Annotated in this window: 6 protein-coding genes; 4 read left to right on the forward strand and 2 right to left on the reverse strand. The window is 67.5% G+C overall.

All coding sequences use genetic code 11. The features are described from left to right. Positions 1-466: 466 nt before the first annotated feature. Entirely contained in the window at positions 467-1,753 is a 1,287-nt protein-coding gene (locus ACM0PB_RS18590; protein WP_065178910.1) for an O-acetylhomoserine aminocarboxypropyltransferase/cysteine synthase family protein, read from the reverse strand. Between the two features lie 180 nt (positions 1,754-1,933). On the opposite strand from ACM0PB_RS18590, the gene ACM0PB_RS18595 reads away from it, so the two are divergent. From ACM0PB_RS18595 to ACM0PB_RS18605, 3 genes are all read left to right on the forward strand, one after another. Next, positions 1,934-2,671: a winged helix-turn-helix domain-containing protein gene (locus tag ACM0PB_RS18595; RefSeq protein ID WP_065178911.1), complete on the forward strand. Its 738-nt coding sequence runs from the start codon at positions 1,934-1,936 to the stop codon at positions 2,669-2,671. Continuing rightward, positions 2,668-3,957 (forward strand): ATP-binding protein, encoded by a 1,290-nt coding sequence (locus ACM0PB_RS18600; protein WP_065178912.1) that lies wholly within the window; start codon positions 2,668-2,670, stop codon positions 3,955-3,957. The genes ACM0PB_RS18595 and ACM0PB_RS18600 overlap by 4 nt, the downstream gene beginning before the upstream one ends. Positions 3,958-4,097: 140 nt before the next feature. After that, on the forward strand, positions 4,098-4,898 hold the full coding sequence (locus ACM0PB_RS18605; protein ID WP_069139331.1) for a MipA/OmpV family protein: 801 nt from the start codon (positions 4,098-4,100) through the stop codon (positions 4,896-4,898). A gap of 39 nt (positions 4,899-4,937) precedes the next feature. On the opposite strand, the gene ACM0PB_RS18610 is transcribed toward ACM0PB_RS18605, so the two are convergent. Continuing rightward, positions 4,938-5,483, reverse strand: coding sequence for a hypothetical protein (locus tag ACM0PB_RS18610; protein ID WP_227838095.1), 546 nt, complete (start codon positions 5,481-5,483; stop codon positions 4,938-4,940). 92 nt (positions 5,484-5,575) lie between these two features. On the opposite strand from ACM0PB_RS18610, the gene ACM0PB_RS18615 reads away from it, so the two are divergent. Continuing rightward, on the forward strand, positions 5,576-5,926 hold the full coding sequence (locus ACM0PB_RS18615; protein WP_346608164.1) for a hypothetical protein: 351 nt from the start codon (positions 5,576-5,578) through the stop codon (positions 5,924-5,926). Positions 5,927-5,936: the final 10 nt, after the last annotated feature.

The following is a 5,936-nucleotide window of genomic DNA, read 5'->3' on the forward strand; positions in this document are numbered from 1 at the left end:
CATGTAAGCTCGGTCGCCGCTTGCTCGTGTGCGCAATCCTGCGCACACGGCAAGACCGGGGTTGGGCGTCCTGCCCAACCCGCCCGAGGCATGCCTCGGGCCCATGCGGCTCACGCCCCCGCAAGCGGCCCCACCCCGCCTTCGACAATTTCCCGCGTTCTGCAGTAGATCCACGCCATGCGTGGATGCTGTTTGATGAACTGTCGGAATGTTCGATTCCGATGGTGATCCATCCACGCATGGCGTGGATCTACCAGGATTGATGCCGACCGTCGGCACATGGGGTCAGATCTGTTTTCCACAGGAAAACGGATCTGACCCCGGAAACAAAAAAATCCCCGGTCGACCCGCATCGACCGGGGATCTGGATCGCCACATTGCCACGCCTTGGAGAGGCAGTTCCACCCTAGCGCATCGCGTGGCCGGCGGTGATCGCCTGTGGCGATGACGACCAAGCGCGTGGCTATCAGGCGGCGGCCAGGGCCTGCTCCAGGTCGGCGCGCAGGTCGCCGATGTGTTCGATGCCGATCGACAGCCGCACGGTGTCCTCACTGACGCCGGCCTTGGCCAGCTCCGCGGCATCCAGCTGGCGATGGGTGGTCGAGGCCGGATGGGTGGCCAGTGACTTCGCATCACCCAGGTTGACCAGGCGGGTGAACAGCTTCAGGGCATCGAGGAAGCGCGCGCCGGCTTCACGGCCGCCGGGCAGGCCGAAGGTCAGTACGCCCGAGCCGTGCCCACCCAGATAGCGCTGCGCGGCGCCATGCTCGGGATCGTCGGCCAATCCCGCGTAGCGCACCCAGGCGACCTTGTCGTGCGCCTTCAGGAACTGCGCGACGGCCAGTGCATTGGCGTTGATGCGCTCCATGCGCAGGGCCAGGGTCTCGATGCCCTGCAGGATCAGGAACGCATTGAACGGCGACAACGCGGCACCGGTATTGCGCAGCGGGACCACCCGCGCGCGGCCGATGTAGGCCGCCGGCCCCAGTGCTTCGGTATAGACCACGCCGTGGTAACTGGGGTCGGGTTGGTTGAGGCGGGCGAAACGCTTCGGCTGCGCCGCCCAGTCGAAGCGGCCGGAGTCGATGATGGCACCGCCAAGGCTGTTGCCGTGGCCACCCAGGTACTTGGTCAGCGAGTGCACGACGATATCGGCACCGTGCTCGAACGGGCGCAGCAGGAACGGCGTGGCCACGGTGTTGTCGACGATCAGCGGCACACCCGCGGCATGCGCGACCTCGGCAATGGCGGCGATGTCGGTGACGTTGCCGCGCGGGTTGCCGATTGATTCGACGAACACCGCCTTGGTGCGCTCGTCGATCAGCGCGGCGAACGCAGAAGGATCGGCCGGGTCGGCGAAGCGCGCCTGGATGGCATACTGCGGCAGCGTGTGTGCCAGCAGGTTGAGGCTGCCGCCATACAGCGCGCTGGAGGCGACGATGTTGTCACCGGCCTCGGCGATGGTCTGGAGGGCATAGGTGATCGCGGCCTGCCCCGAGGCCAGCGCCAGCGCACCGATGCCACCTTCCAGTGCGGCCAGGCGTTGCTCCAGCACGTCGGTGGTAGGGTTCATGATGCGGGTGTAGATATTGCCGGGCACCTTCAGGTCGAACAGATCGGCGCCGTGCTGGGTGTCATCGAAGGCATACGCCACGGTCTGGTAGATCGGCACCGCCACCGCGCGGGTGGTCGGGTCGGGACGGTAGCCGCCGTGCACGGCCAGGGTTTCCAGTTGCCACTGCGGTTCGCTCATTGCACCAGGCTCCATCCGGGGAAACCGCCACCATAGGCCAGCCCGCGCCCGCCACTGAAAGCCACTGGCGATGACGCCCGTACCGGCGGTTATCAGGTTGGCCGCGATTCAGGCAGTCGTCATGGGGCGCTGCTAGGCTGCGCCGCCGGGCGCTGCTGCCCGGGCACGGAGGCCCCACCCATGCAGCCATCGCCCTGGCATCCCACCACCAGCAGTTCGCCTACGTCGGTCATGCTGGTAGAGGACGACCGTCGCCTGGCCGAACTGGTGAGCGACTACCTCCACCAGCATGGCTTCACCGTGCAGCACATCGCACGCGGCGACCTGGCCGGCGCGGCCTGCCGCCAGCACGCGCCGGAGCTGGTGGTGCTGGACCTGATGCTGCCCGGCCTGGGCGGCATCGACGTGTGCCGCCAGATCCGCAGCTTCTCCGATGTGCCGATCCTGATGCTGACCGCCTGCGAGGACGACATCGAACAGGTGCTGGGCCTGGAATCGGGCGCCGACGACTATGTGCACAAGCCCATCGAACCACGCCTGCTTCTGGCCCGGCTGCGCGCCCTGCTGCGCCGCCGCCACGGCAGCAGCAACACCGGCACGCCCAGCCGGCTGATGCACGGTGAACTGCTGATCGACCGCATGCAGCGTGAGGTACACCTGCACGGTGCCACGGTGGACGTGGGCACCACCGAATTCGAGATCCTGTGGCTGCTGGCCAGCCAGCCGGGGCAGATCCTGTCCCGTGACCAGATCCTGCAGGCGGTGCGCGGTATCGGCTTCGACGGCCTGGACCGCAGCGTTGACGTCTGCATCGGCAAGCTGCGTCGCAAGCTCGGCGACGATGCGCGCGAGCCGCGGCGGATCAAGACCGTGTGGGGCCGCGGCTACCAGTTCAATCCGTCGGCCTGGACGGCATGAAGCGGCTGTTCCTGTGGCTGTGGTTCATCACCGGCGCCTGTTTCCTGGCCTCGGTGTTCTTTCTCAACCGGGTGCTCGACAGCATCTATACGCCCGTGCAGGATCGCGTTTTCGTCCAGCAGGTGCGCGGGCAGGTGTACGCCCTGCGCAGCGGCCTGGCCGGCCTGGACGGTAGCCAGCAGCGTGAGCGCCTGCAGCAGTGGCAACCGCACTATGGCATCGCATTGACCCTGCTCGACAAGCCTCCCGCGCTGACCCCGCAGGAACAGGCAGCCGTGCAGGCCGATGGCTTCATCGTGCGCGATCAGTACCAGCAGGTCCTGCTGCCCATCGAAGGCATCGATGGTCGCTGGTTGCACCTGCGCGTGCCTGGCGCGGTGCAGATGACCACGTACATGACCATCGCGGCCTACCTCAGCATTCTGCTGCTGGTCGGCGCCAGCCTGTACGCCTGGGTACGCCTGCTCTGGCGCGATCTGGATGCCCTGCGCGTGCATGCCGACCGCATCGGCGCCGGCGATCTGCAGGCACGCGCGCAGGTCTCGCCACGCTCGCAGATCCGGGTCATCGTCGACCATTCCAACCGCATGGCCGCGCGCGTGGCCGAACTGGTACAGCGCCAGCGCGACCTGACCCATGCGATCTCCCACGAACTGCGTACGCCGATCGCGCGCGTGGCCTTCGGCCTGGACCTGATGCAGGACAGCGATGACCGCGAGCGCCGCGAACGACTGGCGCAGGGCCTGCATGGCGACCTGGCCGAGCTCAACCGGCTGGTCAGCGAACTGCTGGCCTACGAACGGCTGGAGCATCCCAGCGAGGGCGAACCGATGCAGCGGATCGAAGCCAACGACTGGCTGCAGGCCTGCCTGGCCGATGCCCGCCGCGATGCCGAACGTGCCGGCCTGGTGCTGCGCGTGCAGCCCAGCGCCCTGCCTCGGCTGGAAGCGGAACCGCGCCTGCTGCAGCTGGCGCTGAGCAATCTGGTCGGCAATGCCCTGCGCCACGCGCGCTCGCAGGTGGACGTGTCGCTGGTGAGTGTGGGCGGGCGCGCCTGCCTGCGCGTGGACGACGACGGCCCCGGCATCGCCGAGGCTGACCGCGAAAAGGTGGTCCGCCCGTTCACCCGCCTGGATGACAGCCGCAGCCGCGACACCGGCGGCTTCGGCCTGGGCCTGGCGATCGTCGGCCGCATTGCCGCACGCCACCACGGCGAACTGCGCATCGGTCGCGCCGCCCTCGGCGGCGCACGCCTGGAAATGCACTGGCCGCTGGCTGCCAGCTGAACGCCCACGGGCGCAATTACAGTTGATTACAACTCCCGCACAACTGCGGACGGATCGGTCGCCGGCGTATCGCCACGCTAGCGACCCTGCAGCACTCGCCGGATGCGCGCGCTGCTTTCCTCCCATTGTCGAGAGTTTCCATGTCCCAGCTTCGCCGTTCCCCCGCCCTGCTCCACCTGGCCCTGTTGCCGCTGTTCGCCGCCCCGATCGCCCACGCCAAGGATGACCACTGGACCTTCGAGCTCGCCGCCGGCGGTGGCGTGGCGCCGCGCTACAGCGGCAGCGAGGAGTACCGTGCGACGCCTTCGCTGTCCTTCGATGTCACCTCGCCGGGGGGCTGGTTTCTGGGCACCAGTGGCATCGGCTGGGGCACGACCCTCGGCGAGCACACCCGCGTGCGCGCCTATGTCGGTGCCAGCGGTATCCGCAGGGACAAGGATTCGCTGCTCGGCGGTTCGGACTTCCTGCGCGGCATGGGCGATATCGATACCCGTCCCCTGGTCGGTGTCTCGGCTGGATATACGCTGGGCGAGGCCGTGCTGAGCGGCTCCTGGCAGTTCACCCGCAAGGACGAGGACAAGGCTGAGAACGGACTGGCTACCCAGCAGATCCACCTGAACCTGAGCATGCCGCTGTTCGACCTGGCCGGTGGCGTGGTCAGCGGCAGCGTCTCCACCGACTACGGCAACCGTGGCTACATGCAGACCTGGTACGGCGTCAGTCCGGAACAGGCCGCGCGCACCGGCTTTGCCGAGCACAAACCGAAGGCGGGCCTGGTCAGCGCCGGTGTCGGCCTGAAGTGGAGCCACCGCGTGGGCCGTAATGGCAACTGGTACATCTCGGCCGAAGGCACGCGCCTGCTCGGCGATGCCGCCGACAGCCCGATCGTGCAGAAGGCCAACCAGTTCGGCGTGATGAGCGGCTATACGCACCGCTTCTGATGCATGAAGGGCGCCGCGGGGCGCCCTCTTTCGCTGCGATCAGTGGCAGGCTTGTGCGGCGCCGCTGCCGCACAAGCCGACCTCGCGCAGCCAGCCGATCCACTGCACGACGTCGTCCTTCTCCGGCTCGGCGCGGAACGACTTCTGCACGGTGTGGAAGCCCTGCCTGCCCTGCATGCCCTTGATCCAGGTGAACTCCGGTTTGCCGGTGCCGGGGTTCAGCGGGCAACTGAGCATCAGCAGCGCGAATGGCCGTCCGCCCTCCTCGCCTTCGCGGATCCAGTGGCTCTGCGCTGCCGGACAGGCCATGCGCCACCCCGCCTCGATGATGCCGAGGAACTCGCGCGGACTCACATGGCCACTGTTCGGCGCATCATTGACAGTGACCATGTCGGTCCAGTCCTGCACGGTCTGGCCCTGCGGCACGTACTCGGTGATGCGGTTGCCTTGTGCGTCGGTGCTCTGGTGGGCCTGCTGGTAACCCTTCATCGGCGGCAGCTGGACCTGTTCGACGGCTGCAGCGTGTCCAGCAACAGCAGCGAGCGCCAGCGCCATGCAGAGTGAAACCCTTCGGGTAACGTCCATGCGGTTCTCCTCGTCCTTGCGAAAGTGAAACGGGATCATTGTGCCTTGCTAGGGCTTTGGTGGCGCGCCAGCCAGGGCAGGACTGGACCGACATGGTCACTGTCAATGATGCGCCGAACAGTGGCCATGTGAGTCCGCGCGAGTTCCTCGGCATCATCGAGGCGGGGTGGCGCATGGCCTGTCCGGCAGCGCAGAGCCACTGGATCCGCGAAGGCGAGGAGGGCGGACGGCCATTCGCGCTGCTGATGCTCAGTTGCCCGCTGAACCCCGGCACCGGCAAACCGGAGTTCACCTGGATCAAGGGCATGCAGGGCAGGCAGGGCTTCCACACCGTGCAGAAGTCGTTCCGCGCCGAGCCGGAGAAGGACGACGTCGTGCAGTGGATCGGCTGGCTGCGCGAGGTCGGCTTGTGCGGCAGCGGCGCCGCACAAGCCTGCCACTGATCGCAGCGAA

It is taken from the genome of Stenotrophomonas sp. AR029 (genome assembly GCF_047520695.2).
GTDB classification, from domain to species: Bacteria; Pseudomonadota; Gammaproteobacteria; order Xanthomonadales; family Xanthomonadaceae; genus Stenotrophomonas; species Stenotrophomonas sepilia.

Excerpts from the sequence above, each read along its gene's own strand:
- ACM0PB_RS18590 (WP_065178910.1), bottom strand. The coding sequence starts at position 1,753 with ATGAGCGAACCGCAGTGGCAACTGGAAACCCTGGCCGTGCACGGCGGC.
- ACM0PB_RS18595 (WP_065178911.1), top strand. The coding sequence starts at position 1,934 with ATGCAGCCATCGCCCTGGCATCCCACCACCAGCAGTTCGCCTACGTCG.
- ACM0PB_RS18600 (WP_065178912.1), top strand. The coding sequence starts at position 2,668 with ATGAAGCGGCTGTTCCTGTGGCTGTGGTTCATCACCGGCGCCTGTTTC.
- ACM0PB_RS18605 (WP_069139331.1), top strand. The coding sequence starts at position 4,098 with ATGTCCCAGCTTCGCCGTTCCCCCGCCCTGCTCCACCTGGCCCTGTTG.
- ACM0PB_RS18610 (WP_227838095.1), bottom strand. The coding sequence starts at position 5,483 with ATGGACGTTACCCGAAGGGTTTCACTCTGCATGGCGCTGGCGCTCGCT.
- ACM0PB_RS18615 (WP_346608164.1), top strand. The coding sequence starts at position 5,576 with ATGGTCACTGTCAATGATGCGCCGAACAGTGGCCATGTGAGTCCGCGC.